Source organism: Streptomyces kebangsaanensis (assembly GCF_001906585.1).
GTDB lineage: Bacteria > Actinomycetota > Actinomycetes > Streptomycetales > Streptomycetaceae > Streptomyces > Streptomyces kebangsaanensis.
Genome location: NZ_JUJA01000039.1, coordinates 681 through 2,228, shown reverse-complemented (window position 1 = coordinate 2,228; position 1,548 = coordinate 681). Strand labels below are relative to the sequence as shown.

At 66.7% G+C, this 1,548-nt stretch carries 1 protein-coding gene; it reads right to left on the bottom strand.

Annotated features, from left to right (window positions below):
- Positions 1-380 precede the first annotated feature (380 nt).
- Positions 381-1,496, bottom strand: coding sequence for a peptide chain release factor 2 (gene prfB, locus RH94_RS04955; protein ID WP_073946430.1), 1,116 nt, complete (start codon positions 1,494-1,496; stop codon positions 381-383).
- Between the last annotated feature and the right edge of the window lie 52 nt (positions 1,497-1,548).

Below are 1,548 nucleotides of genomic sequence, written 5' to 3'. Positions count from 1 at the left end.
CACCATCAGCGAAGCACCCGCGGCGATCACGGCACCGGCAGCTATGCGCGCGACGTGGATCCGCGTCTTCTTTGTCATGTAGTTGCTACCCCCAGTAGCTGATCGTCAATGAGGCCGCGCTCGGGGCAGTGATCGACGGAGGTAGCTGAAACGATGGAGTCCCCCGGTTCACATGCGCCCCGCAGAACGCATGCCGCGCTTCACCCTTCCCATATTTCAAAGCAACGTCAAGGCCGTTGCGCACGCGATGTCCGGGTACGGGCTCTTTGCCGGAGAGCGGTGTCGCAAGTGTGACGCAAAACGCACGCAGTCGGGCACGAAAAAGGCAACTGCCGGATCCGTGGCGGCAGTTGCCTTGTCGACAAAGCGTCCGTTTCTTCTTACTCGCTCTGCTGGTTCTGCTGCTTGCGCCAGCGAATGCCGGCCTCGAGGAAGCCGTCGATCTCACCGTTGAACACGGCTTCGGGGTTGCCGACCTCGTGCTCGGTGCGCAGGTCTTTGACCATCTGGTACGGGTGCAGGACGTACGAGCGCATCTGGTTGCCCCAGGAGTTGCCGCCGTCGCCCTTGAGGGCGTCCATCTTGGCCTGCTCCTCCTGGCGGCGCCGCTCGAGCAGCTTGGCCTGGAGGACGTTCATCGCCGTGGCCCTGTTCTGGATCTGCGAGCGCTCGTTCTGGCAGGAGACCACGATGCCGGTCGGGATGTGGGTGATCCGCACGGCGGAGTCGGTCGTGTTGACGCCCTGGCCGCCGGGCCCGGAGGACCGGTAGACGTCGACGCGCAGGTCGGACTCGTCGATCTCGACGTGGTCGGACTGCTCGACGACGGGCAGGACCTCGACACCGGCGAAGGAGGTCTGGCGGCGTCCCTGGTTGTCGAAGGGCGAGATCCGGACGAGCCGGTGGGTGCCCTGCTCGACGGAGAGGGTGCCGTAGGCGTACGGCACCTGCACGGCGAAGGTGGTCGACTTGATGCCGGCCTCCTCGGCGTACGACGTCTCGTAGACCTCGGTCTTGTAGCCGTGCTGCTCGGCCCAGCGCAGGTACATGCGCTGCAGCCGCTCGGCGAAGTCGGCGGCGTCGACGCCGCCGGCCTCGGCACGGATGTTGACGAGCGCCTCGCGGGCGTCGTACTCGCCGCTCAGGAGGGTCCGGACCTCCATCTCGTCCAGTGCCTTCCGGACCTCGGCGAGCTCGGCCTCGGCCTCGGCACGGGTGTCGGGGTCGTCCTCGGCCTCGGCGAGCTCGAAGAGCACACCGAGATCGTCGAGCCTGCCGCGCAGGGCCTCGGCCTTCCTGACCTCGTTCTGGAGGTGGGAGAGCCTGCTGGTGATCTTCTGCGCCTCGTCCGGGTTGTCCCACAGGGACGGCGCGGCCGCCTGCTCCTCGAGCACGGCGATGTCTGCCCTCAACTTGTCGAGGTCCAGAACGGCCTCGATCGACTCCATGGTCGAGGAGAGGGACTTGAGCTCTTCGGATACATCGACGACTGCCACGCCCTCCAGCGTAACGGCTCCGCCGACCGAGGAACGCCGGACGGGCGCCCGC